The 24,591-nt window shown below is 73.4% G+C and carries 18 protein-coding genes and 5 pseudogenes; 17 read left to right on the forward strand and 6 right to left on the reverse strand.

Annotated features, from left to right (window positions below; genetic code table 11):
* Positions 1-185, reverse strand: a pseudogene (locus B1205_RS30470) (hypothetical protein); the annotation flags it as partial.
* A 107-nt stretch (positions 186-292) separates the two neighbouring features.
* Here B1205_RS30470 and truB point away from each other — a divergent pair.
* The 7 genes from truB (at position 293) to B1205_RS00090 (ending at position 8,074) form a co-directional block, all read left to right on the forward strand.
* Positions 293-1,177 carry a tRNA pseudouridine(55) synthase TruB gene (truB, locus tag B1205_RS00060; protein WP_089153921.1) on the forward strand — a complete coding sequence of 295 codons (885 nt, stop codon included), beginning with the start codon at positions 293-295 and terminating at the stop codon, positions 1,175-1,177.
* Between the two features lie 30 nt (positions 1,178-1,207).
* Positions 1,208-2,134 (forward strand): bifunctional riboflavin kinase/FAD synthetase, encoded by a 927-nt coding sequence (locus B1205_RS00065; RefSeq protein WP_089153742.1) that lies wholly within the window; start codon positions 1,208-1,210, stop codon positions 2,132-2,134.
* Positions 2,135-2,304: 170 nt separating this feature from the next.
* Entirely contained in the window at positions 2,305-2,574 is a 270-nt protein-coding gene (gene rpsO, locus B1205_RS00070) for a 30S ribosomal protein S15 (RefSeq protein WP_013284678.1), read from the forward strand.
* Between the two features lie 221 nt (positions 2,575-2,795).
* On the forward strand, positions 2,796-5,177 hold the full coding sequence (locus B1205_RS00075) for a polyribonucleotide nucleotidyltransferase (RefSeq protein WP_089153743.1): 2,382 nt from the start codon (positions 2,796-2,798) through the stop codon (positions 5,175-5,177).
* A 124-nt stretch (positions 5,178-5,301) separates the two neighbouring features.
* The gene (locus B1205_RS00080; protein WP_089153744.1) at positions 5,302-6,633 is read left to right on the forward strand and encodes a M16 family metallopeptidase; all 1,332 of its coding nucleotides are present in this window, start codon (positions 5,302-5,304) and stop codon (positions 6,631-6,633) included.
* 47 nt (positions 6,634-6,680) lie between these two features.
* Positions 6,681-7,442 (forward strand): 4-hydroxy-tetrahydrodipicolinate reductase, encoded by a 762-nt coding sequence (gene dapB, locus B1205_RS00085; RefSeq protein ID WP_089153745.1) that lies wholly within the window; start codon positions 6,681-6,683, stop codon positions 7,440-7,442.
* Between the two features lie 164 nt (positions 7,443-7,606).
* Positions 7,607-8,074, forward strand: coding sequence for a GNAT family N-acetyltransferase (locus tag B1205_RS00090; protein WP_089153746.1), 468 nt, complete (start codon positions 7,607-7,609; stop codon positions 8,072-8,074).
* Positions 8,075-8,246: 172 nt separating this feature from the next.
* On the opposite strand, the gene B1205_RS00095 is transcribed toward B1205_RS00090, so the two are convergent.
* Positions 8,247-8,834, reverse strand: a complete 588-nt coding sequence (locus tag B1205_RS00095) for a GNAT family N-acetyltransferase (protein WP_089153747.1) — start codon at positions 8,832-8,834, stop codon at positions 8,247-8,249.
* A gap of 35 nt (positions 8,835-8,869) precedes the next feature.
* Here B1205_RS00095 and B1205_RS00100 point away from each other — a divergent pair, with 35 nt between their 5' ends.
* Positions 8,870-10,183 carry a glycosyltransferase family 87 protein gene (locus tag B1205_RS00100; protein ID WP_089153922.1) on the forward strand — a complete coding sequence of 438 codons (1,314 nt, stop codon included), beginning with the start codon at positions 8,870-8,872 and terminating at the stop codon, positions 10,181-10,183.
* On the opposite strand, the gene B1205_RS00105 is transcribed toward B1205_RS00100, so the two are convergent.
* Entirely contained in the window at positions 10,082-10,633 is a 552-nt protein-coding gene (locus B1205_RS00105) for a GNAT family N-acetyltransferase (RefSeq protein WP_089153748.1), read from the reverse strand. The two genes, B1205_RS00100 and B1205_RS00105, sit on opposite strands and share 102 nt — an antisense overlap.
* Positions 10,634-10,715: 82 nt before the next feature.
* Here B1205_RS00105 and B1205_RS00110 point away from each other — a divergent pair, with 82 nt between their 5' ends.
* The 6 genes from B1205_RS00110 to B1205_RS00135 all read left to right on the forward strand — a co-directional run bounded on the left by B1205_RS00110 (position 10,716) and on the right by B1205_RS00135 (position 18,193).
* A complete protein-coding gene (locus B1205_RS00110; protein WP_089153749.1) occupies positions 10,716-11,945 on the forward strand; it encodes a winged helix-turn-helix domain-containing protein in 1,230 nt (409 codons plus the stop codon).
* Complete coding sequence (locus B1205_RS00115) at positions 11,935-12,528, forward strand: DUF2752 domain-containing protein (RefSeq protein WP_089153750.1); 594 nt, start codon at positions 11,935-11,937, stop codon at positions 12,526-12,528. Before B1205_RS00110 ends, B1205_RS00115 begins: the two co-directional genes overlap by 11 nt.
* A 522-nt stretch (positions 12,529-13,050) precedes the next feature.
* Complete coding sequence (gene thyX, locus B1205_RS00120; RefSeq protein ID WP_089153923.1) at positions 13,051-13,788, forward strand: FAD-dependent thymidylate synthase; 738 nt, start codon at positions 13,051-13,053, stop codon at positions 13,786-13,788.
* A gap of 52 nt (positions 13,789-13,840) precedes the next feature.
* Positions 13,841-14,767 carry a 4-hydroxy-tetrahydrodipicolinate synthase gene (dapA, locus tag B1205_RS00125; protein WP_089153924.1) on the forward strand — a complete coding sequence of 309 codons (927 nt, stop codon included), beginning with the start codon at positions 13,841-13,843 and terminating at the stop codon, positions 14,765-14,767.
* A 51-nt stretch (positions 14,768-14,818) separates the two neighbouring features.
* Positions 14,819-16,471 carry a ribonuclease J gene (locus tag B1205_RS00130; protein ID WP_089153751.1) on the forward strand — a complete coding sequence of 551 codons (1,653 nt, stop codon included), beginning with the start codon at positions 14,819-14,821 and terminating at the stop codon, positions 16,469-16,471.
* A gap of 174 nt (positions 16,472-16,645) precedes the next feature.
* Entirely contained in the window at positions 16,646-18,193 is a 1,548-nt protein-coding gene (locus B1205_RS00135) for a S1 family peptidase (protein WP_089153752.1), read from the forward strand.
* Between the two features lie 77 nt (positions 18,194-18,270).
* On the opposite strand, the pseudogene B1205_RS00140 reads toward B1205_RS00135, so the two are convergent.
* Both B1205_RS00140 and B1205_RS00145 read right to left on the reverse strand, forming a co-directional pair.
* A pseudogene (locus tag B1205_RS00140) lies at positions 18,271-19,882 on the reverse strand (YbjN domain-containing protein).
* Positions 19,831-20,310 carry a YbjN domain-containing protein gene (locus B1205_RS00145; RefSeq protein WP_089153753.1) on the reverse strand — a complete coding sequence of 160 codons (480 nt, stop codon included), beginning with the start codon at positions 20,308-20,310 and terminating at the stop codon, positions 19,831-19,833. The pseudogene B1205_RS00140 and the gene B1205_RS00145 overlap by 52 nt, the downstream one beginning before the upstream one ends.
* 113 nt (positions 20,311-20,423) lie before the next feature.
* Between B1205_RS00145 and B1205_RS33230 the strand changes: the two are divergent.
* The 3 pseudogenes from B1205_RS33230 to B1205_RS33240 form a co-directional block, all read left to right on the forward strand.
* Positions 20,424-21,971, forward strand: a pseudogene (locus tag B1205_RS33230) (DNA translocase FtsK 4TM domain-containing protein); the annotation flags it as partial.
* Between the two features lie 60 nt (positions 21,972-22,031).
* A pseudogene (locus B1205_RS33235) lies at positions 22,032-23,099 on the forward strand (LAGLIDADG family homing endonuclease); the annotation flags it as partial.
* A gap of 87 nt (positions 23,100-23,186) precedes the next feature.
* A pseudogene (locus B1205_RS33240) lies at positions 23,187-24,278 on the forward strand (FtsK/SpoIIIE domain-containing protein); the annotation flags it as partial.
* A 51-nt stretch (positions 24,279-24,329) separates the two neighbouring features.
* On the opposite strand, the gene B1205_RS00160 reads toward B1205_RS33240, so the two are convergent.
* On the reverse strand, positions 24,330-24,575 hold the full coding sequence (locus B1205_RS00160; RefSeq protein ID WP_089153754.1) for a hypothetical protein: 246 nt from the start codon (positions 24,573-24,575) through the stop codon (positions 24,330-24,332).
* Positions 24,576-24,591: the final 16 nt, after the last annotated feature.

Below are 24,591 nucleotides of genomic sequence, written 5' to 3' on the forward strand. Positions count from 1 at the left end.
AGCACCGCGACCGCGCCGCCGAGCAGCTTGGCCGAGTGTCGGGCCAGGCCGATCCGCCAGCGGTCGGCCGGGCCGGGCTCGGCGTCCGGTGCGGGCCGGCGGAGCCACTCGGGGACCGGACCGAGGGCGCCCTCGGTCGGCCGGTCGGCGGGGTGGGGCTCGGGGGCGGAGCGGTGATCGGTCATCAGACTTTCCGGGCAGCCGGGTCGAGGAGGCACGATCGTGACAGCCGGGTGAGCGGGGCGGTATCCCCCGCCGGGCCGGTCGTCGCCGTCTGGCAGGCTTGGCGGTCGTGAGCACAGACGGTCTGATCGTGGTGGACAAGCCCGGTGGCATGACCTCGCACGACGTGGTGGCCCGCATCCGGCGGCTGGCCCGGACCCGCCGGGTGGGGCACGGCGGCACGCTGGACCCGATGGCCACCGGCGTGCTGGTGATCGGCGTCGGGCGGGCGACCCGGCTGCTCACCTACGTGATCGGCGCGGGCAAGAGCTACGCCGCCACGATCCGGCTCGGCCAGTCGACCGTCACCGACGACGCGGAGGGCGACGTCATCGCGACCACGCCGGTCGCCGGCGTCACCGACGAGGCGGTCCGGGCCGCGCTGGCGGCGCTCACCGGCGAGATCGACCAGGTGCCGAGCGCGGTCAGCGCCATCAAGGTCAACGGGGAGCGGGCGTACAAGCGGGTCCGCGACGGGGAGGCGGTCGAGCTGCCGGCCCGCCGGGTCACCGTCTCCCGGCTGGACGTGCTCGCCGTCCGCCGGGACGCCCCGGACGTGGTGGACGTGGACGTGGACGTGACCTGCTCGTCCGGGACGTACATCCGGGCCATCGCGCGGGACGCGGGCCTGGCGCTCGGCGTCGGCGGGCACCTCACCGCGCTGCGCCGTACCGCGGTCGGCGGGTTCACCCTGGCCGAGGCGGCCGCCCTGGCCCGGCTGGAGGAGACCGCGCCGGAGGTGGTGAACCTGCCGCTGGACGCCGCCGCGCAGCGGTTCTTCCCGCGCCGGGACGCCACCGAGGCGGAGGCCCGGACACTGTCGCACGGCGGGCCGCTGGCCCCGGTCGGCATCGCCGGGCCGTACGCGGTCTTCGACCCGGCGGGCGGGCTGATCGCTATCGTCAGCGAGCGGGACGGGCGGGCCCGCGCGGAGATCGTGCTGGCCCCGGCCTGACGGCGCGCGGACGGACAGGGGAGGAGCGGCATGCAGCGGTGGCGGGGGTACGAGGCGGCGCCCGGCGGTTGGGGACGGTCGGTGGTCACCATCGGCGTCTTCGACGGGGTGCACCAGGGGCACCAGGCCACCATCGGGCACGCCGTGGCGCGGGCCCGGGAACTGGGTGTCCGGTCGGTGGTGGTGACGTTCGACCCGCACCCGGCCGAGGTGGTGCGCCCCGGGTCGCACCCGGCGGTGCTCACCGAGCCGGCCCGCAAGGCGGAGCTGATCGAGGCGCTCGGCGTGGACGTGCTCTGCGTGGTGCCGTTCACCGCCGAGTTCTCCCGGCTGCCGGCCGAGGCGTTCGTGCACGACATCCTGGTCGAGCACCTGCACGCCGCGCTGGTGGTGGTCGGCGGCAACTTCCGGTTCGGGCACCGGGCGGCCGGTGACGTGGCGCTGCTGGAGCGGCTCGGCCGCACCTTCGGCTTCGGGGTGGAGGGCGCTCCGCTGGTCGCCGAGGCGGGCACGGTCTTCTCCTCCACGTACATCCGGTCCTGCGTCGACGCGGGCGACGTGCGCGCGGCGGCGGTGGCGCTGGGTCGCCCGCACCGGGTCGAGGGCGTGGTGGTCCGCGGCGACCAGCGCGGGCGCGAGCTGGGTTACCCGACCGCCAACCTGCTGACCCACCGGTACGCGGCGGTGCCCGCCGACGGGGTGTACGCGGCGCGGCTGATCCGGCGCGGCGGCGAGCCGCTGGTGGCGGCGGTCTCGATCGGCACGAACCCGACGTTCTCCGGCCGGGAGCGCCGGGTGGAGGCGTACGCGCTGGACTTCACCGGCGACCTGTACGGCGAGCGGCTGGCCCTGGACTTCGTGGCGCACCTGCGTGAGCAGCGGACGTACGACGCGATCGAGCCGCTGGTCGCCCAGATCGCCGAGGACGTGGAACGCACCCGCCGGGCGGTGTCCTGACCGCACGCCAGCCGCTTCGGGCCGGGGCTGGTAGGCTGACGGGGACGTCGGCTGACCGACGGGGGCCTCGCGTGCCTGCACGACGCCGCGGGTGCGAGGAACCGGTCCGTTGCACCGGTCACCACGACCGCTCCGGACCTCATCGAACCACCCATCGAAACAGGGAGAACATGGCGCTCGACCAGGAAGCCAAGGCCAAGATCCGCCAGGAGTACGCGACCGCCGAGGGCGACACCGGTTCGCCGGAGGTGCAGGTCGCGGTCCTGACCAAGCGGATCGCGGAGCTGACCGAGCACCTGAAGGTGCACAAGCACGACCACCACAGCCGCCGTGGGCTGCTGCTGCTGGTCGGCCGGCGCCGTCGGCTGCTCAACTACGTCCAGAAGAAGGACATCAACCGCTACCGGTCGCTCATCGAGCGGCTCGGCCTGCGCCGATGACGTGACGGGGGAGTGGCCACCCGGCCGCTCCCCCGCTGCCGTACCACCGAAGAACCCGGCCGCGCGACGACCCGTGAGGGAGCCGGTCAGCACCGGTCTCCGGTAGTGGCCCCCGGGAATCCCGGCAGCGATGCCGGCCCACCCGGGCGCTTCGATCGAAGACCGGCCGCCTGAGCAGTTCCCGTGTCGTCGGCCGACGACGCGAAGGAGCACCACAGCACATGACCGAGACCAACCTCGGCACCGAATCCCGTACCGCCGTGATCGACAACGGATCGTTCGGCACCCGTGAGATCACCTTCTCCACCGGCCGACTGGCCCGGCAGGCCGCCGGCTCCGTCGTCGCCCAGCTCGGCGAGACGGTCGTCCTCTCCGCCACCACCGCCGGCAAGCAGCCGCGCGAGTCGTTCGACTTCTTCCCGCTGACCGTCGACGTCGAGGAGCGGATGTACGCCGCGGGCCGCATCCCCGGCTCGTTCTTCCGCCGCGAGGGCCGGCCCAGCGAGGACGCGATCCTCACCTGCCGGCTGATCGACCGGCCGCTGCGCCCGTCGTTCGTCAAGGGCCTGCGCAACGAGGTCCAGGTCGTCGAGACCATCCTCGCGCTCGACCCGCAGCACCCGTACGACGTGGTGGCCATCAACGCCGCCTCCATGTCGACCAAGCTCTCCGGCCTGCCGTTCTCCGGCCCGATCGGGGCGACCCGGGTCGCCCACGTCGAGGGCCAGTGGGTCGCCTTCCCGACGCTGGAGGAGCTGGAGCGCGCCACCTTCGACATGGTCGTGGCCGGCCGCACCCTGGCCGACGGCGAGGTCGCGATCATGATGGTCGAGGCCGAGGCCACCCCGCACGCGGTGACCCTGATCTCGGGCGGCGCCGCCGCGCCGACCGAGGAGATCGTGGCCAGCGGCCTGGAGGCCGCCAAGCCGGCCATCCGCGAGCTGTGCCGGGCGCAGAGCGAGCTGGCCGAGGTCGCCGCCAAGCCGGTCGCCGAGTTCCCGATCTTCCTGGACTACCAGGATGACGCGTACGAGGCGGTGGCCGGCGTGGCCCGGGCCGAGGTCGCCGAGGCGCTGAAGATCGCCGGCAAGGCCGACCGCGAGGAGGCCCTGGACCGGATCAAGGCCAAGGTCGCCGAGGAGCTGACCGGCCGCTTCGAGGGCCGCGAGAAGGAGCTCTCCGCCGCGTTCCGTTCGCTGACCAAGTCCGAGGTCCGCAACCGGGTGCTGCGCGAGCAGGTCCGCATCGACGGCCGCGGCACGCGGGACATCCGCCCGCTGACCGCCGAGGTCGGCGTGCTGCCCCGGGTGCACGGCTCGGCGCTGTTCGAGCGCGGCGAGACCCAGATCCTGGGCGTCACCACGCTGAACATGCTGCGCATGGAGCAGATGGTGGACACGCTGTCCCCGGAGAACCGCAAGCGCTACATGCACAACTACAACTTCCCGCCGTACTCGACCGGTGAGACCGGCCGGGTCGGCTCGCCGAAGCGGCGCGAGATCGGCCACGGCGCGCTGGCCGAGCGGGCGCTGATCCCGGTGCTGCCGTCGCGGGAGGAGTTCCCGTACGCCATCCGGCAGGTCTCCGAGGCGCTGGGCTCCAACGGCTCCACCTCGATGGGTTCGGTCTGCGCCTCGACGCTGGGTCTGCTCTCGGCCGGTGTGCCACTGAAGGCGCCGGTCGCCGGCATCGCCATGGGCCTCATCTCCGACGAGGTCGACGGCAAGACCGAGTACGTGACGCTGACCGACATCCTCGGCGCCGAGGACGCGTTCGGCGACATGGACTTCAAGGTCGCCGGCACCCGGGACTTCGTCACCGCGCTCCAGCTCGACACCAAGCTCGACGGCATCCCGTCGGATGTGCTGGCCGCCGCGCTCCAGCAGGCGCACGAGGCCCGGCAGACCATCCTCGACGTGATGCAGCGGGCCATCGAGTCGCCGGCCGAGATGTCGGACTACGCGCCCCGGGTCACCACCGTCAAGATCCCGGTCGACAAGATCGGCATGGTGATCGGCCCGAAGGGCCAGACCATCAACGCCATCCAGGACGAGACCGGCGCCGAGATCTCCATCGAGGACGACGGCACCATCTACGTCGGCGCGACGAACGGCCCGGCGGCACAGGCCGCGGTGGACCGGATCAACGGCATCGCCAACCCGACCCTGCCGAAGGTGGGGGAGCGGTTCCTCGGCACGGTGGTGAAGACCGCCGCGTTCGGTGCCTTCATCTCGCTGCTGCCGGGCCGCGACGGCCTGCTGCACATCTCCAAGGTGGGCGACGGCAAGCGGGTCGAGAAGGTCGAGGACTTCCTCAACGTCGGCGACAAGGTCGAGGTCGAGATCGCCGACATCGACGCCCGCGGCAAGATCTACCTGGACAAGATCCGTCCGGAGGGCGCCGAGGCCCCGGCCGCCGGTGAGGCCGCCGGTGGCGAGCGTCCGGCCGGCCGCGACCGCGGCGGCGACCGTGGCCCGCGCGGTGACCGTGGTGGCGAGCGTGGCGGCGACCGTGGCGACCGCGGCGGCGACCGTGGTGGCGAGCGTCGCTCGGAGGGTGGCGAGGGCGGCGACCGCCCGCGCCGCCGCACCCGGCACAGCTGATCGACCGACCGGCCCGGGTGACGTTCAGCGTCGCCCGGGCCGGCCCACGGCTCCAGGTCGCACGGCGGGCTGGAGCCGTCGTTCGTCTGACCCCACCCTTCGTGGCACGGAGAGCAGGTAAGTCGTGAGTTCGTCTTCCCCGGCGGCGGGACGGGCGGTCACCCGTACCCTCAGCGACGATCCGCTCGGCGGCACGGTCCGCCGGACCGTGCTCCCCAGCGGTCTGCGGGTGCTCACCGAGGCGATCCCGACGATGCGCAGCGTGTCGTTCGGCATCTGGGTGGCGGTCGGCTCCCGGGACGAGACCGGCACCCAGGCCGGGGCCGCGCACTTCCTGGAGCACCTGCTCTTCAAGGGCACCAGGAAGCGCAGCGCGCTGGAGATCTCGTCCGAGATCGAGGCGGTGGGCGGCGAGACCAACGCGTTCACCACGAAGGAATACACCTGCTACTACGCCCGGGTGCTGGACGAGGACCTGCCGCTGGCCATCGACGTGATGTGCGACGCGGTCGCCGACTCGGTGCTGGCCGCCGCGGACGTGGAGACCGAGCGCGGCGTCATCCTCGAAGAGATCGCCATGCACGACGACGAACCCGGCGACGAGGTGCACGACCTGTTCGCCCGCGCGATCTACGGCGACCATCCGCTGGGTCGGCTGATCTCCGGCACCGAGGAGACGGTCACGCCGATGACCCGGCGGCAGATCCAGGGCTTCTACCGCAGCCGGTACACCGCGCCGCAGATCGTCATCGCCGCCGCCGGCAACCTCGACCACGCCGCCGTGGTCAAGCTGGTCCGGCAGGCGCTGGGCGGCACCCCGCTGGACACCGACCCGGCCGCGCCGGCGCCGCACCGCGCGACGACCCCGGCGGTACGCACACAGCCCGCCACCACGCTCGTCGAGCCGAAGGAGACCGAGCAGGCGCACGTCCTGCTCGGCTGTCCCGCGATCGACCGTACCGACGAGCGGCGCTTCGCCCTGGGCGTGCTGAACAACGTGCTCGGCGGCGGCATGTCCAGCCGGCTGTTCCAGGAGATCCGGGAGCAGCGCGGCCTCGCGTACTCGGTCTACTCCTACGCCAGCCAGTACGCCGACAGCGGCGTCTTCGCCGTCTACGCCGGCTGCGCGCCGGGCAAGGTGGACGAGGTGCTGGACCTGACCCGCGCGGAGCTGGCCCGGGTGGCCGCCGAGGGGATCACCGAGGCGGAGCTGGCCCGGGGCAAGGGGATGAGCAAGGGCTCGTTCGTGCTCGGGCTGGAGGACACCGGCTCCCGGATGAGCCGGCTGGCCAAGGGGGAGCTGCTCTACGGTAACCTGATGCCGGTGGACGAGCTGCTGGCCCGGGTGGACGCGGTGACCCTGGCGGACGTGAACGGCCTCGCCGCGGAGCTGCTGGGCCGGCCGATGTCGCTGGCCGTGGTCGGCCCGTTCGACTCCGGCGCGTTCACCGCCTGAGCCGGACCGCCACAGCGCACCACCCCGGCTGGGATAGGTTGTGGCCCGTGACTGAGCAGCAGAGGAACGCGGCCCGGGTCGGTGTGCTGGGTGCCCGGGGCCGGATGGGCATGGAGGTCTGCAAGGCGGTCGACGCCGCCGCCGACCTGGAGCTGGTCGCGGCCGTCGACCAGGGCGACGACCTGACCGAGGTCGCCGACGCCGGCGCCGGGGTGGTCGTCGACTTCACCACCCCCGACGCGGTCATGGACAACCTGCGGTGGTGCGTCGAGCGGGGCGTCCACGCCGTCGTCGGCACCACCGGCTTCACCGAGCAGCGGCTCGCCCAGGTGCGCGACTGGCTGGCCGACCGGCCCGGGGTGGGCGTGGTGATCGCCCCCAACTTCGGCATCGGCGCGGTTTTGATGATGCAGTTCGCGGCCCGCGCGGCCCGGCACTTCGAGTCGGTCGAGATCATCGAGCAGCACCATCCGCGCAAGCTGGACGCGCCGAGCGGCACCGCCACCCACACGGCCCGGCTGATCGCGGCGGCCCGCGCCGAGGCCGGTCTCGGCGCCGCGCCGGACGCCACCCGCGACGAGGTGCCCGGCGCCCGCGGCGCCGACATCGACGGGGTACGCGTGCACGCGGTCCGCGCCACCGGCCTGGTCGCCCACCAGGAGGTGCTGTTCGGCACCACCGGCGAGACGCTGACCATCCGGCACGACTCGTACGACCGGGCCTCGTTCATGCCCGGGGTGCTGCTGGCGGTGCGGCAGGTGGCCCACCGGCCGGGCCTCACCGTCGGCTTGGACGCCCTGCTCGACTGACCGCCGGAAAGGAGGGGCCCCCTGTTAACGCCTTCCGCATAGCAGGGGCCCCTTCTTAACACCCGTGAGCTGGCGGCGGCCCGGGGCGGTAGGTGCCGGCGGACCTGACACCGGGTCGGTGAAATCGATGGTCGGCGCGCGGAGTCGAACCTAGGCTGACCGCCATGATCGACTCTGGAGCGCGTGACCGCCTCGGCCGCCGGGTGACCCTGCGGCCGGTGGGCGACGACAACTGGCGGCCGGTGGCCGACGTGGCCCCGCGCGACGACCAGCGCGCCTTCGTCGCCGCGCTGGCCGCCCGCTACCTGCTGCTGTCCACGCGTTCGGACGTCTGGAACTCGCTCGCCGTGTACGCCGACGACACCGTGGTGGGGCATGTGATGTGGGGCGTGGACGACGACGGCTCCCGCTGGATCGGCGGCATGGTCATCGACGCCGCCGAGCAGGGCCGGGGGTTGGGTCGCGCCACGGTGCGCACGCTGGCCGGTTGGCTGGCCGAGGCGGGGCGGCCGATCCGGCTGAGCTACCACCCGGACAACACCGCTGCCGCCGCGCTCTACACCTCACTCGGCTTCCGCCCCACGGGCGCGACGGAGGACGACGAACTGGTGGCCGAACTCCACCCCGCCTGATCCCGCCCTCCTCCCGCCCTTCCACCAGCGCTCCTGCACACCGAGGTCCTGCCGAACCTGTCGGTGACCAAGGAGTTCGTGTCGGGGACCGACGCGTGGTCCGACCCGCACTCCTTGATCACCGCCGCCGAGCGCCGGCCCTCCCGTCAGAGGTGGGACCGGGGCCGGGAACTCATCGCCCGGCGGGCGGATTCCCGTCCACCGGGACGGCCACATGCAGCCGGAGCTGGGGCACCAGCATGTCGTCCACGTCCAGCGCCCGGGTCGCGCCGTCCGGCTCCCAGCCGGTCGAGCCGAGGAACGCGCGGGTCGCCGCGTCCGCGTCGAACGCCCACGCCAGCGCGCGGGTGAAGCCGTCGGTACGCCAGTGGTCCACCGCGGCGGCGAGCAGTCGGCTGCCGTGCCCGCGCCGGCCCCAGCGCGGCTCGACCAGCATGTCGGTCACGGCCGCGACCTGCGGCGTGAGCGCGTCGGCGGGCTCCTCGGGGGCGAGCGCCTCGGCGTCGGCCGGACCGGAGGCGAGGAACCCCACCAGATAGGATTGCGCCGCCTGTTCGACGGCGACCAGCACCCGGTGCGCGCCCGAGGGCGGCTCCTGCACCGCCGCGCCCCACCGCCGGGCGAGGTACGCCTCGTCCAGGTTGTCGAGCACGTGCCGGGGCAGGATCCGGCGGTACGCGGTCCGCCAGGTCGCGAGCTGGATGCGGGCGATCTCGCCGGCGTCGGAGGGGCGCGCCGGGCGGACGTAGCCATCAGCCATGGGACGTGAGCCTACGCAGGGTGGGGAGGGTGACGGTGGCGCAGGGTGCCGGGCGGACGATCGCGCAGGCCGTCGCCGTGGTGGCGCTCGCCGCGGCGGTCACCGTGTTCCTCTCCGTGGCGGCGGTGCGGCACGGCTTCTTCGATCTTCAGGTCTACCACGGCGCGCTCACGTACTGGGCGCGTGACGGCGGGGAGATCTACGACTACCTGCGGCCCAACACGCAGTACGGCTTCACCTACCCGCCCTTCGCCGCGCTGGTCATGCTGCCCATGGCGTACCTGCCGTGGGCGGCGGCGATCGTGGTGAGCGTGGCCGCGACGGTGCTGGCCAGCGCCGTGGTGATCTGGTGGCTGCTGGACCCGGTGGCCCGCCGCTCCGGCTGGACCCGCTGGTTCACGCTCGCGGTCGCGCTCTGCCTGGCCGCCGCGTACGAGCCGATGCGCGAGACGGTCAACTTCGGCCAGGTCAACATGCTGCTGCTGTTCCTGGTGGCGGTGGACCTGCTGCGGCTGCTGCCGGCCGGCAACCGGTGGGCCGGCGTGGGCATCGGACTGGCCACCGCGATCAAGCTGACCCCGGGCATCTTCCTCGTCTACCTGCTGGTCACCGGCCGCTGGCGGGCCGCTGCGACGGCGGTCGGCTCCGCCACCGTCGCCACGCTGGTGGCCGCCGTCCTGTTCCCGGACGCCTCGCGGGAGTTCTGGACCGAGGCGTTGTGGAACACCGACCGGGTGGGCGAGCTGGCGTTCGTCTCCAACCAGTCGCTGCGCGGGGTGGTGGCCCGGCTCGACCCGGAGCACCCGAGCACGATCATCTGGCTGTTGCTCGTACTCCTCACGCTCGTGGTCTGGGGCTGGCGGTCGCGGGCGGCGGCCGCCGTCGGCGACCAGGCCACCGGCCTGGCCCTGACCGGCGCGGTGATGTGCCTGGTCAGCCCGGTGACCTGGGTGCACCATCTGGTCTGGCTGCTGCCGGGTCTGATCCTGCTGGTCGACGGTGGCATGGCGGCGCCCGCGCGCAGCCGCCGACGCCGTCTGATGTTGGCCGCCGCGCTGCTCGGGTACGCGCTGCTGTGCAGCCGGATCGTCTGGTCCTGGGAGAAGGACTTCACCGGGGTGGACGGCTTCCTGGGCAGCAACACCTACGTGTGGATCAGCCTGGCGCTGCTGCTCGGGCTGCCGATCCGCCGTGGGGCGACGCCGGCCCGCCCCGAGCAGCCGTCCGTCCCGCTCGACCCGACCGGTTCAGCTCCCGGTGCGGCCGGTGTAGCGCAGCTCGCGGAGCAGGACCGGGGCGCGTCCGCCGGGCAGCGGCACCGGATAGGTCGACTCCTCGCCGTCCGGTGAGTGCCCGGCCCGCTCGTAGAAGCGGCGGGCCCGGGCGTTGTCGGCGAGCACCCAGAGCCGGTAGCCGGCCCAGCCACGCTCGGCCAGGCCGGCCCGGGCCGCCGCGAGCAGCGCCGCCGCCGTGCCCGAGCCCCAGTGCGCGGGTTCCAGGTAGATCGCCACCAGCTCCCCGTGCGCCGGGTCGAGGTCGCCGCGGTCCTGGTTGTTTCGGTACGGCCCGAACGTGGTGAAGCCGACGACCGCGCCGTCGACCTCGGCGACGAGCGTGGTGAACGGGTGCTCCGGGTCGGCGGTGCCGAGGTCGCGGCGGCGTTGCGCCCAGGCGGCCGGGTTCAGCCGGCGCAGCACGTCGGGGGGCATGATCCCGGCGTATCCGGCCTGCCAGCCGTGGATGTGCACCCGGGCGATCGCGTCGGCGTCGTCCGGTTCCTCCCGGCGGATGGTGCACACCCGTGTAGTTCTATGCCCCGCCGGGCGACCGGTCCAGCCGCCGCTCCGGGTGCGTCGTACCCGTGGATTAGGGTCGCCGACGATGGCCGCACCGGAATCACTCTCCCTCGCCCAGGCCCGCCGGGTCGCCCTGGCCGCCCAGGGCTTCGCCGACCCGCCGCCCACCGGCGTGCCCACCCGGCGGCACCTGCGGCGGGTGCTCGACCGGGTCGGGCTGATCCAGATGGACTCGGTCAACGTGTTGCAGCGGGCGCACTACCTGCCGCTCTACAGCCGGCTCGGGCCCTACCCGACCGCCCTGCTCGACACCGCGGCCTACCGCCGCCCCCGGGAGCTGTTCGAATACTGGGCGCACGAGGCGTCGTTGGTGCCGGTGGGGCTGCACCCGGTGCTGCGCTGGCGGATGGCCAAGGCGCGGGACGAGGCGTGGGGCGGGATGCGCCGGATCGCGCAGGAGCAGCCCGAGCTGGTGGCGTGGGTCCGCGACGAGGTGGCCGCCCGGGGGCCGCTCACCGCCGCCGAGATCGAGCACGACGCGCCCCGGGAGACCGGGAACTGGGGCTGGAACTGGTCCACCGTGAAGCGGGCGCTGGAGTTCCTGTTCTGGTCCGGCGAGGTGACCGCCGCCGACCGCACGAACTCCTTCGCCCGCCGCTACGACCTGCCCGAGCGGGTGCTGCCCGCCGCCGTGCTGGACGCGCCCACCCCCACCGCGCCCGAGGCGCACCGCGCCCTGGTCGCGATCGCCGCCCGCTCACTCGGTGTGGCCGCCGAGCCGGAACTGCGCGACTACTTCCGGCTACCGGTCGCCGGGGCCCGCCAGGCGGTCGCCGAGCTGGTCGAGGCGGGCGAGTTGATCCCGGTCACGGTCCAGGGCTGGCGGCTGCCGGCCTACCTGCACGTCGACGCCCGGCTGCCCCGCTGGGTGCGCGGCAACACGCTGGTCAGCCCGTTCGACCCGCTGGTCTGGGAGCGGGGCCGCACCGAGCGGCTGTTCGACTTCAGCTACCGGATCGAGATCTACGTGCCGGCCCCGCAGCGCGTCCACGGCTACTACGTGCTGCCGTTCCGGCAGGGCGAGCGCTTCACCGCCCGGGTCGACCTGAAGGCCGACCGGCGGGCTGGCGTGCTGCTGGTGCCGGCCGCCTGGGTCGAGCCGGGCGCCGACCCGGGGGAGACCGCGGTGGCGCTCGCCGCCGAGCTGTACCGGCTCGCCGGTTGGCTGGGCCTGGACGCGGTCGCCCCGCCGGCCGCCGGCGACCTGGCCGCTCCGCTGGCCGCCGCCCTGGTGGGCGTGGCGGGTGTACGGTGAGCGCGTGACGAGCGTTGACCGGCCTGCCACCGCGCCCGACCCGCACGCCGGGACGCCCGGGCACGCCGGTCTCCCCGCGCCCGCCGAGCCGCACGCGCACGCTGAAGCGTCGTGGCCGGCCTACCAGCCGGTCGAGCCGGACCGGTTCACCCGGATGGTGCTGCGCCTGCACGCCCGCGCCCCGCGCTGGGCGGTGCCGCTGGCGGCATTGGGCTGCGTCGTCCTCGGCATGGCGTACGCGCTGATCAGCGACCCCACCCAGAGCGACCCGGACGCCCGGCCGACCTGTCTGCTCAAGCTCACCACCGGGCTGGACTGCCCGGGCTGCGGCGGCACCCGAGCCCTCTGGTTCGTGCTGCACGGCGACCTGCCGGCCGCGGCCCGGCACCACTTCCTCTTCGTTTTCGCGCTGCCGTTCCTGGCCTGGCTCTTCGTCTCCTGGGCCGGTAACCGGGCGTTCGGCTGGCGGCTGCCCGAGCCGAACTTCAGCCCCAAGGTGATCGGCGGTTTCCTGGCCGCCTGGGCGGTCTTCTCGATCGTCCGGAACCTGCCCTGGGCCCCGTTCCCCTCGCTCTACGTCTGACCCACCGACGCGGCCACGCGCTGCCCGGCCGGCGGAAGTCCGCCCTCGCCAGCCTTTCGAGCTGAGTCGGCGGTGACATCAACGCGGTGCGCTGTCAGCGGTCGTCCCACGGTCGCCAGCCCGGGCAAAGGTGAGATGCCCCCGCCGCCGCCAACTTCATGATCGTCGGTGTCGGTCTGGTCTGGTGCGGTTCCGAGAATGATGTTCCACTGGCTGGAATCGTGAAGATCTTGGTACGAAAGTGCCGCCAGAGGGCCGTTTTTGTACCAAGATCTCGGACCAGCCCTGCCGTTGCCCGACCCTGATTGCCCGGCGGCGAGATCCACGCTAGTTCGCCGAAGTGGCGCCTTCCCGACGGAGGGATGCCGCTACGTCACCGAACTGGCGGCGCCGCCGGCTCACCCATCGCATTCGTCGCTGCCAAATCTCATGGGCGCGGGCGGGAGCGGTGCGGCGTGGGCGGCAGCGTGCCCGATTTCCGGGGCGGGTGGGGGGCCAACTACAGTGCCAGGAATGCCGGAGATGGTGCAGCCCCAGGTCAAGCTGATCGCGTGGACGCAGTTCCAGGCGCCGGACGAGGTGCCGTGGTCGACCGACGCCGACGGTGGGCAGGCGCTCGCCGAGTTCGCCGGCCGGGCCTGCTACCAGAGCTGGACGAAGCCGAACCCGGCCACCGCGACCAACGCCGGCTACCTGGCGCACATCCTCGACGTGGGCCACCTGAGCGTGCTGGAGCACGGGTCGGTGAGCTTCTACTTCAGCGGGGTCTCCCGGTCGTTCACCCACGAGCTGATCCGGCACCGGCACTTCTCCTACTCCCAGCTCTCCCAGCGCTACGTGCCCGAGCGGGACGCGGCGATGGTCGAGCCGGCGGTGATCGCCGAGGACCCGGAGCTGCACAAGAAGTTCGTCGAGGCGTCCGAGGCGGCGGTGCGGGCGTACACCGAGTTGTTGGAAGGGCTGGAGGCCCGCTTCACCGACGAGCCCAACCCGACGCTGCGCCGCAAGCAGGCCCGGCAGGCGGCCCGGGCGGTGCTGCCGAACGCCACCGAGACCCGGATCGTGGTGACCGGAAACTACCGGGCCTGGCGGCACTTCGTGAAGATGCGCGCCACCGAGCACGCCGACGTGGAGATCCGCGAGCTGGCCGTGGAGTGCCTGCGACAGCTCAAGGGCGTCGCGCCGAACGTCTTCGCCGACTTCGTGATCTCCACGTTGCCGGACGGCACCGAGGTGGCGGCGTCGCCGCACGCCGAGTGACTCGTCGCCCTTCGCCGCCGGGCCACCGGCGGACGTCCGCTAGGTTGTGAACATGACGCACGACCACCCTGCCACCCCGGACCGGGGACCGTCGCGCCCGTTCGGGCGAGTGCTCACCGCCATGGTGACCCCGTTCACCCCCGACGGCGCGCTCGACCTCGACGGCGCCGCCCGCCTGGCCCGGCACCTCGTCGACGAGCAGGGCAACGACGCGCTGGTGCTCAACGGCACCACCGGCGAGTCGCCGACCACCACCGACGCGGAGAAGGGGTCGCTGATCCGCGCCGTCGTCGAGGCGGTCGGCGACCGGGCCCGCATCGTCGCCGGGGTGGGCACCAACGACACCCGGCACACCGTCGAGCTGGCGGAGCAGGCCGAGAAGGCCGGCGCGCACGGCCTGCTCGTGGTCACCCCCTACTACAACAAGCCGCCGCAGGCCGGGCTGTTGCGCCACTTCACCGCCGTCGCGGACGCCACCGGCCTGCCGGTGATGCTCTACGACATCCCGCACCGCTCCGGCGTCGCGATCGCCACCGACACGCTGGTCCGGCTCGCCGAGCACGGCCGGATCGTCGCGGTCAAGGACGCCAAGGGCGACCTCACCGCCACGTCCTGGGTGTTGGCCCGCAGCAACCTCGCGTTCTACAGCGGCGAGGACGCGCTCACCCTGCCGCTGCTGTCGGTCGGCGCGGTGGGCGTGGTCGGCACCTCGACGCACTTCGTCGGCGCCCGGACCCAGCAGATGATCGGGGCGTTCGAGGCCGGCGACAACGCCGGTGCGCTCGCCCTGCACCAGCGGCTGCTGCCGATCTACACCGGAATCTTCCGCACCCAGGGCACGATCCTGGTCAAGGCGGGTCTGGCGGCCCAGGGCCTGCCGGCCGGCCCGGTGCGACCGCCGCTGGTGGAGGCCACCGGCGACGAACTGGCCCAGCTGCGCGCCGACTGCGCCGCGGCGGGCCTGTCCCTACCCGAATGATCCAACGACACGACGGACGCCGCGCGACGGCGTCGCAGAATGAGGTGACGCGTGACCGAGGCGCACATCGAGGCTGAGCTGCCCCCGCCGCTGCCGGAGGGCGGCCTGCGCATCATCCCGCTGGGCGGACTCGGCGCCATCGGCCGGAACATGACCGTCTTCGAGTACGACGGCAAGTTGCTGATCGTCGACTGCGGGGTGCTCTTCCCGGACGTGGAGCAGCCGGGCGTGGACCTGATCCTGCCCGACTTCGGCCCGATCCTGGACCGGCTGGCCGACGTGCAGGCGATCGTGCTCACCCACGGTCACGAGGACCACATCGGCGCGGTGCCGTACCTGCTCGCCCACAAGCCGGACATCCCGCTGGTCGGCTCCCAGTTCACGCTGGCGCTGGTCGAGGCGAAGCTGGCCGAGCGGCGGATCCAGCCGTACACGTTGACCGTGCGGGAGGGCGGCCGGGAGCGGCTCGGCCCGTTCGAGTGCGAGTTCTTCGCGGTGAACCACTCGATCCCGGACGCACTCGCGGTGGCCATCCGCACCCCGGCCGGCCTGGTGCTGCACACCGGTGACTTCAAGATGGACCAGCTTCCGCTGGACGGGCGGATCACCGACCTGGCCGGCTTCGCCCGGCTCGGCGCGGAGGGCGTCGACCTGCTGCTCTCCGACTCCACCAACGCGGAGATCCCCGGTTTCGTCACGCCGGAGCGGGAGATCGGTCCGGTGCTCGACTCGATCTTCGCGAAGGCCAAGGGGCGGATCATCGTCGCCTCGTTCGCCTCGCACGTGCACCGGGTGCAGCAGGTCTTCGACTCGGCGGCCGAGCACGGCCGCAAGGTGGCGCTGATCGGCCGGTCCATGGTCCGCAACATGGGCATCGCCCGCGACCTGGGCCTGCTCAACATCCCGGCCGGGCTGGTGGTCGGCATCGAGGAGGCCACCAACCTGCCGCCCGAGCAGATCGTGCTGATGTCCACCGGCTCGCAGGGCGAGCCGATNCACATCACCATCGCGCCGGGCGACACCGTGGTGCTGGCCTCGTCGCTGGTGCCCGGCAACGAGACCTCGGTCTACCGGGTGATCAACCGGTTGGCCCGGGCCGGCGCCGTGGTGGTGCACAAGGACGTGGCCAAGGTGCACGTCTCCGGCCACGCCCCGGCCGGCGAGCTGCTCTACCTGCTCAACGTCGTCCGCCCCAGCAACCTGATGCCGGTGCACGGCGAGTGGCGGCACCTGCGCGCGCACGCCCGCCTCGGCATCGAGTCCGGCGTCGCGCCGGACCGGGTGGTGCTCTGCGAGGACGGCGACGTGGTCGACCTGGTCGAGGGCCGGGCCAGCCTGGTCGGGCGGGTGAAGAGCCGGTACGTCTACGTCGACGGTCTCGCCGTCGGTGACGTCAGCGAGTCGCTGCTGACCGAGCGCCGGATCCTCGGCGACGGCGGGTTCATCGCGACCACCGTGGTGGTCGACTCGGTCACCGGCAAGGTGGTCGCCGGCCCGACCGTCTCGGCGAAGGGCTTCTCCGAGGACCCGGCCGCGTTCAACCCGGTGATCCCGCTGGTCACCGAGGCCCTGAACCGGGCCGCCGCGGACGGCATCACCGACCCGCACCAACTCCAGCAGATCGTCCGCCGCACGGTGGGGCGCTGGGTCAACGACGCGTACCGTCGTCGCCCGATGATCGTGCCGACCGTCGTCGAGGTCTGACCCGAGGAGTTCGCGCGCCGGCCCACCGTCCGCGGTGGGCCGGCGCCGTCGCGTTCCGGGTACGCCCCGACACGCCGCGTCAAAACCATGCGTCGGCGTTCAACCGATCGGCGCCCGTCTCCGTACTCCCGGTTGGTCGGCGTGCCCCTGCGCCGGTCGGGAGGAGCGTGGCGGATGGACCGCGGACGGATGACAGCCATCGGCGTACTGGTGGTGGCGGCCGGACTGACGGCGTCGGTGACCCTGCCGTCGTTCGCCGGTGAGGAACCCCGGCGGGCCGCGCCCGCGGCCGACGGCGTCGCCCCGGAGGTCCTGGACGCGCTGGGCCGCGACCTCTCCCTCACCCGTGACCAGGCGGTACGCCGGTTGCGCACCGAACGGTGGGCCGCCGCCACGGTCACCAGGCTGCGCACCGAACTCGGCGCCGGCTACGGCGGTAGCTGGCTCGGCGCCGACGGCGCCACGCTCAACGTGGCGGTCACCGACGCGGCCGGGGCGGCGCGGGTCGAGGCGGCGGGCGCGGTGCCGAAGCGGGTCGCGCGCGGTGTCGCGGAGCTGGACGCGGTGAAGACCCGACTCGACGCGGCCGGCGCCGACGCGAGCCCGGACATCGCCGGCTGGTACGTCGACGTGGCCGGCAACTCCGTGACGGTGGTCGCCCGGCCCGGCGCGGAGGCCGCCGGCCGCCGGTTCGCCTCGGCCGCCGGGACGGGTGACGCCACGGTCCGGGTGCGTACCGCCGACGAGGCCCCCCGCCCGTTGTTCGACGTGCGGGGCGGCGACGCGTTCTTCATCAACGACGCCGGGCGCTGCTCGGTCGGGTTCTCGGTGGTCGGCGGCTTCGTCACCGCCGGGCACTGCGGCCGGCCGGGGGACCGCACCACCGGGTCGAACCGGGTCGCCCAGGGCACGTTCTCCGCGTCCTCGTTCCCCGGCGACGACTGGGCCGTGGTGAAGGTCAACGGCGACTGGACGCCGCAGGGCGTGGTGAACGACTTCAACGGCGGCACGGTGCCGGTGAACGGCTCCACCGAGGCGCCGGTCGGCGCGTCGATCTGCCGTTCCGGCTCCACCACCGGCACCCGGTGCGGCGTGGTCCAGGCCAAGAACGCCACGGTCAACTATCCGGAGGGCACGGTCACCGGGCTGACCCGCACCGACGTCTGCGCTGAGCCGGGTGACTCCGGCGGCGCGTGGCTCTCCGGTGACCAGGCGCAGGGTGTCACCTCCGGCGGCTCCGGCGACTGCACCCGGGGCGGGGTCACGTTCTTCCAGCCGGTCAACGAGATCCTCCAGCGCAACAACCTGACGCTGGTCACCGCCGGCGACCAGCCGGCCCCGGCGGACCCGCCGGCCGGGGGCGGCCAGACCGCGCCGCCGGCCAGTACGCCGCCCGCACCGCCGGCCACCGACACCGGGTGCACCGGCCAGGTGAACCGGACCGGCCGGATCGTCGCCGGGCGGGCCCAGGTGCAGCCGGACGGCCGCTTCTTCCGGGTGGCCGGCGGCGCGCAGGAGGCCTGCGTCGCCGCACCCGCCGGCGTCCGGGTGGCGCTGGAGCTGCAACGCTTCACCGGTGGTGCGTTCCGCACCGTGGCCCGCGCCGGCAGCGCCGACGGCGTGGCCCGGCTGACCGCCGACACCCCGGCCGGCGCGTACCGCTACCGCGTGGTCGGGCTGGCCGGCTCCGGCGGGTACACGCTGGCGTTCTCCGCCCGCTGACCGCAGCCGGCCCCGGGACCGCGGCCCCCGATCCACCACCGCCCGGTGGGTCGGGGGCCGCGCCGTATCCGCCGAGGTCAGGGCAGCGCGGCGACCGCGTCGGCGTACGCCGTGCCGGTGCGGATCGCGGCGGCGATCAGCACGGCCAACTGGGCCGGTGCCACCCCGCAGGCCAGGTCCGTGGTGACGCCGGCGGCCAGCACCAGCGTCCCGTCGCCGGGCTCGTGCACGTAGGCGGCGGGCAGCAGCCGGTCGTGGTTCCAGGCGTTGCAGAACGCGTACGCCTCGGCCCGCCGGTCGGCCGGCAGCCGGCGCTCCGCGACCACCCGGGCGTGCAGCACCTCGCCCTGCCGGCCCAGCCGGCGGAACTGGATCGTCGCCTCGCCCCACCGCCCGGCCAGGGTGCCGTCCGGCTCCACCGTGTACGGCTCACCCCGGGCGGCCAGGGCGGTGGTGAGCAGATCGGCGTCGAGCGGGGCCGGCTCGTCCGGCCCGGGTTCCGCCGGATCGGCGGTCGCCTCGTCGTCGAACTCGCTCTCCAGCGGCAGCGGCACCGGCGCGGCGAGCGGCCGTTCGGCCAGCCAGGAGGCGATCCGACCGGACTGGTGCCCGGTGCCGTTGCGGGCGTCGAAGCTGCCCGCCAGCGCGGTGGCCAGCGCCTGCAACTGCGCGCCGAGCGTGGCCACGTCCACCTCGGCCGCCGGCCGGGAACCGTGCCCGGGGCGGTGGACCCGCCGCCCACCGAGGCCCGACTCGGCGGCCAGCCCGCAGAGCAGCGCGCCGGCGGCGGCGAACTCCATCGCGGACAGGTCGTCCGCCGGCCGGTCCAGCCGGGGCAGTTGCTCGGTCAGCACCTCCAGCCCCCGGTGCAGGTGCCCGCCCAGCGCGCAGAACCGCAGGTGCGCGGCGAGCAGCGGGAACGCGGCCCACTCCCGACGGTGCCGGCGGTACGCGCGGACGTGCGCCCGGGCCGCCTCCACCACCGCGCCGGTGCGCAGCCACGGCAGCAGCCCCGCCGCGAGCGCGCGTTCGGGCTGGTCGGTGCAGCCCGCCACGTCGACCGGTCCCGGCCCCAGCGCCGCCAGCGCGGCGGCCGGATCGCCCCACCCGGCCAGCAGTTCGGCCCGGCGGGCCGGGGCGCAGCCCGGACAGCCGCCCACCGGGTCCGCCGCGTCCCCGGCCGACCAGCATTCGTACGCCCGCCGGGCGGCCGGCTCGTCGCCGAGGTGGTCGGCGAGCNGCCACCGGGCCGGCGTCCGCCCCCAGCTCCTCGGCGAGCGCGTCCACCAGGGACCGGGCCTCGACCAGCGGCACCCGGGGGGTGCCGAAGAACGCCTCCACCGCCTGCCGCCGATGTCGACGCAGCCGGGTCAGCTCGTCCGGGTGGGCGTCGAGCAGCCCGGGGTGCCGGGCCAGCGTGGCGCCCAGCCGCCGGACCGGCTCCACCGTCCGCCACCGCTCACCCCGGTGCAGGTACGACTCGATGAGCGCGTACCGCGCCGACAGCGCGGTGCGCGGGTCGCCGGTGGCGTCGGCCCGGACGGCGATCCGCTCCAGCTCGGCGCAGCGCTCCTCGCCGTCGGGCCGGTCCCGGGCGTCGGCGAGCGCGGCGGCGAGCCCCCGGTCGCGGGCCGTGGTCACCGGACCGACCCGCCGGGCAGGTCGGCGACGGCGGCGGCGAGCTGGCAGCCGGTGGTCACGCCACCGTCGACGAGCCGGTCGAGCTGGTGCGGGGTCACGCCGCGCTCCAGGTCGGTGGTGACCTCGCCGCAGACCTGGACCTGCCCGTCGTCGGCGACGTGCACGTACGCCTTGGGCCAGAGCCGGTCGTGGTTCCAGGTGTTGCAGAAGGCGTGCAGCTCGGCCACCCGTCCGATGTCGAACCGGTGCGCGGCGACGGTGCGGATCTGGAGCAGCTCGCCGGCCGCGCCCCGGCGGTGGAACCAGATCAGGCTGCGTTCCCAACGACCGACCATCGCGCCGTCGGGCTCCCGTGCCACGGCATACCCCCGGTGGGTCAGCACGGCGGCGATCAGCTCGTCGGTCAGCGGACGCAGCGCCTGCGGTGGCCCGGCCAGGGGTCCGTCCGGGCCGTCCTCGATCTCCGGCGACGCCATCGGGCATCCCTTCTGAGGCGAATAACACAAACGACGGTCCGATCCGCGCTGCGACGCGCGGACACGACCCGGAAAAGCGGCGTTCCACCGGGTGTCGCCGTTACCGTGACTCTATGGCGGGCCGTACCTCTCAGGCGAGCCGGCGGCGCGGCGCGTCGCCGCGTGGCACCACGAACAACCGTGCGCGCCAACCGGCGAAGAAGGCGGCGCGCAAGCCGGTGCGGCGTCGGCCGGCCGCCGGGCCGGCCCCGGCCGCGTTCGTCGGCCGCGCCGTCGGTGCGGTGTGGATGGGGCTGGCGCACACGGTCGGCTGGGGGTTCCGGGCCGCCGGCCGGCAGGCCGCGTCCACCCGCGAGCTCGACCCGGAGCACCGCCGCGACGGCGCCGGCCTGCTCCTGTTCGGCCTGGCCATCCTGAGCGCGGTGGGCATCTGGGGCGGAGGCGCCGGGCCGGTGGGCCGGCACCTGGCCGACACCGTGCGCCTCTTCGTCGGGGCGATCTCCATCGTGCTGCCGGTGCTGTTCATGGTCGGCGCGTGGCGGTTCATGCGCACGCCCGCCGACCCGGAGCACCGCGGGCGCGGCCTGGTCGGCTGGGGGTCCATGCTGCTGGCCACCGCCGCGATGCTGCACATCGGGCAGAACCCGGTCGACGAGGTGCAGCGCGACTTCGCGGGCGGCCTGCTCGGCGCCGGCGTGGGCAACCTGCTGGAGTCGGCGGTGACCGCCTGGGTGGCCATGCCGCTGCTGCTCCTGCTGCTGGTGTTCGGCCTGCTGGTGGTGACCGCGACCCCGATCAACAAGATCCCGGAGCGGCTCGGGCTGCGCGCCGACCCGGACGCGCCCGAGGGCGTCGAGGACGAGGTCGAGGAGGAGGAGGTCGCGGCGCCGCCGAAGCCGGCACGCAAGCGGCCGGCGAAGCGGCTGCCGCCACCGGTGGACCCGATGGAGCCGCTGGACCCGGACGACGAACTGGCCGGCGTCGACCTCCAGGACACCATCGTGCTTCCGCGCAAGCTGCTGCCGAAGGTGCCGGCGAACCGCAAGCAGGCCGAACCGCCGGAGCACTCGCCGCTGCCCACCCGCGCCGAGCAGCTCGCGCTCACCGGGCTGGCCGGTGACTACACGCTGCCGCCGGCGAACATCCTGGGCAGCGGGGCCGCGCCGAAGACCCGCAGCAAGGCCAACGACGAGGTGATCGCGGCGCTCACCGGCGTCTTCGACCAGTTCGGGGTGGACGCGGCGGTCACCGGCTTCACCCGCGGCCCGACCGTCACCCGCTACGAGGTCGAGCTGGGGCCCGGGGTCAAGGTCGAGCGGATCACCCAGCTCTCCCGCAACATCGCGTACGCGGTGAAGTCCCCGGACGTGCGGATCCTCAGCCCGATCCCGGGCAAGAGCGCGGTCGGTGTGGAGATTCCGAACTCCGACCCGGAGAACGTGTCGCTCGGCGACGTGCTGCGTTCGCGCGCCGCGACCAGCGACCACCACCCGATGGTGGTGGCGCTCGGCAAGGACATCGAGGGCGGCTACGTGGTGGCCAACCTGGCGAAGATGCCGCACATCCTGGTGGCGGGTGCCACCGGGGCCGGCAAGGCCCTGGCCCTCGATACTCCGATCGCCACCCCCACGGGTTGGTCAACGATGGGGGACCTGCGCGTAGGCGACCAGGTGTTCGACGAGATGGGCCGACCCTGCAAGGTGGTCGCGGCGACGCCAGTCATGCACGGGCGGCCCTGCTACGAGGTGGAGTTCTCCGACGGCACCGTCATAGTCGCGGACGCGGAGCACCAGTGGCGCACCACGACGAGGGCCGGCCGTACTCAGCGCAGTCACCGCTGGAAGGACGGCAGCTACTGGGCAGAGGACGACCGCAAGCGGGTGGCCCGTCGGGTTGGGGAGGTGCTGAGCGAGCCGGACCGGCCGGCATCCAGCGGCGAGGTGGTCTCGGACCTCGGCGACCAGTTCCGCAACGTCCTCTACCAAGTGCTGCGTCCGATCCCGGCCGTAGCACCTGTGGCTCGACGTCAGTATGAGCGCGGTGGCCGCCAGATCACCCGATGGGTGAAGACCTACTCCCGCCACCGCATGTGCGGGTCACTGTCCCAGCAGGTTCTCGCTCCCGGTCGTTCTACCAGCCGTCAGGTCCACGATGCGACGCCGGTGACGACCCGACAGATCGCCGAGAGCCTACGCGTCGGGCCTCGTGGTGAGTGGACGAACCATGCCATCGACGTTGCCCAGCCGTTGGTCTGCCCCGAGGCGGAGCTGCCTATCGGGCCGTACACGCTGGGCTGCTGGTTAGGGGACGGGACCACCGGAGCGGCCAGCATCACGAGCGCGGACGAAGAGATCCTCGACGAGATCAGGCTGGAGGGCTACGAGGTCCTCAAGCAACCTGCCGGAAAGCTCCACTACACCATTTCCAACCGGCAGGAACGCAAGCGTCGGATCCTGGAGGCACTGCGCCTGGTGGAGCAGGGTGTGAGCGGAGTGCCCGCCATGCCGTACCGCACGATGCGAGCCTTGTTTCGAGAGATCGGTGACAAGCACATTCCCCGCGCCTATCAGCGTGGATCCGAGAGCCAGAGGCGAGCGGTTCTGGCCGGGATCCTGGACACCGACGGCACGGTATCGAAGCGCGGAGGGGTGGAACTGGCTCTCACGTCCGAGCGGCTCGCGAATGACGTGCTCGAGCTGATTCTCGGTCTGGGTTACCAGGCGACCTTGACGACCAGACCCGTCAGGGGTCGGTCCTCGGCGAGTTCGACCTGCTACCGGATCCGCTTCACCCCGTCGGACCGGGTGTTCCGGCTTACCCGGAAGGCCAGCCGGCAGGTTACGCGGAATCGTCCCAGCACGACCAGGCGATACATCGTCGACGTGCGGCCGGTGTCCTCCGTGGCAGTGCGCTGTATCCAGGTGGACAGCCCCAGCCATCTGTTCCTGGCCGGTAGGACTCTGGTCCCGACCCATAATTCGAGCCTGCTCAACTCACTCCTGGTATCGATCCTCACCCGAGCGACTCCCGATGAAGTGCGTCTTCTGCTGGTGGATCCCAAGCGGGTGGAACTGACCAGCTACGAGGGCATCCCGCACCTGGTCACGCCGATCGTGACCAACCCGAAGAAGGCCGCCGACTCGCTGGAGTGGGTCGTCCGCGAGATGGACATGCGCTACGACGACCTCGCCGCCAACGGGGTCCGGCACATCGACGACTTCAACCGCAAGGTGCGCAACGGCGAGATCACCGCCCCGCCGGGCAGCGAGCGGGAGATGCGGCCCTATCCGTACCTGCTGGTGATCGTGGACGAGTTGGCCGACCTGATGATGGTCGCGCCGCGCGACGTGGAGGACTCGGTCGTCCGGATCACCCAGCTCGCCCGCGCCGCCGGCATCCACCTGGTGCTGGCCACCCAGCGCCCGTCGGTGGACGTGGTCACCGGCCTGATCAAGGCGAACGTGCCGTCCCGGCTCGCGTTCGCCACCTCGTCGCTGGCCGACTCCCGGGTCATCCTGGACCAGCCCGGCGCGGAGAAGCTGCTCGGCCGCGGTGACGGTCTGTTCCTGCCGATGGGCGCGTCGAAGCCGGTGCGGATCCAGGGCGCCTGGGTGACCGAGCGCGAGATCGCCGACGTGGTCAAGTTCTGCAAGGACCAGCGCGAGCCGGAGTTCCGCCCGGACGTGCTCGCCCCCGCGCAGGACAGCAAGAAGAAGATCGACGAGGACATCGGCGACGACCTCGACCTGCTCGTGCAGGCGATCGAGCTGGTGGTGACCTCGCAGTTCGGCTCGACCTCGATGCTCCAGCGCAAGCTGCGGGTCGGCTTCGCCAAGGCGGGCCGGCTGATGGACCTGATGGAGACCAGGGGCGTGGTCGGCCCGTCCGAGGGGTCCAAGGCGCGGGACGTGCTGGTCAAGCCGGACGAGCTGGAGGAGGTCCTGGCCGGCCTGCGCGGCGACGGGTGACGCGAAAGGGCCCGCCGGTGCTCCGGCGGGCCCTTCGGCGTCGCGGTGACGTCAGTTGGTGTAGATCACGTAGCCGATGATCATGCCGAGCACGGCGCCCGCCACGCTGGCGGCGGCGGCGTACCAGCCGAGCGGCTTGTCGCCGAGCACCGCGCCGACGATGCCGAGCACGAGGCCGACCAGGCCGAACAGCGGCGGCAGGAAGAAGATCGCGATGACCGCGAAGACGAACGCGAGAATGGTGCAGACGCGGGCCGCGCTGGTGCGCGGGCGGGCGGGGGCGTGGACGTCGGCCATGGGTTCCTCCGTGTGT

This window comes from Micromonospora sp. NBS 11-29, assembly GCF_002140155.1.
Lineage (GTDB): Bacteria > Actinomycetota > Actinomycetes > Mycobacteriales > Micromonosporaceae > Micromonospora.